The sequence below is a fragment of the Sulfitobacter sp. 15WGC genome (genome assembly GCF_005068605.1).
GTDB lineage: Bacteria > Pseudomonadota > Alphaproteobacteria > Rhodobacterales > Rhodobacteraceae > Sulfitobacter > Sulfitobacter faviae.
In genome coordinates, this window is record NZ_SZNL01000147.1 from 1 (window position 1) to 254 (window position 254).

Here is a 254-nt window from a genome sequence, read left to right on the forward strand (position 1 = left end):
CCGGCGGAATCTCGAAAAAACGCCGGACCACATTGCCAGAGAAGGAGATATTCCCATGGCAACCTACGAACACCATATGACTGGTGTAGCGCTCAATGACATTTCGATTAAGCGAAAGCAACTGACGTTGATGAGGCGGTAACCGCCCATATTTTGCGCCAGCAAGGCGAGACCTTTACGGATGTCGTTCAACGGCTGGGCACCAACGCAAACCGCGTTGGTGAAGTGTTTCGAGGAGATGTGTTCCCCGAAGC

1 protein-coding gene is annotated in these 254 nt (G+C 52.8%); it reads right to left on the reverse strand.

From position 1 onward, the window contains the following. Positions 1-63 precede the first annotated feature (63 nt). Positions 64-254, reverse strand: a 191-nt coding sequence (locus FCK22_RS19155) for a hypothetical protein (RefSeq protein ID WP_211243602.1), incomplete at its 5' end; no start/stop codon positions are given.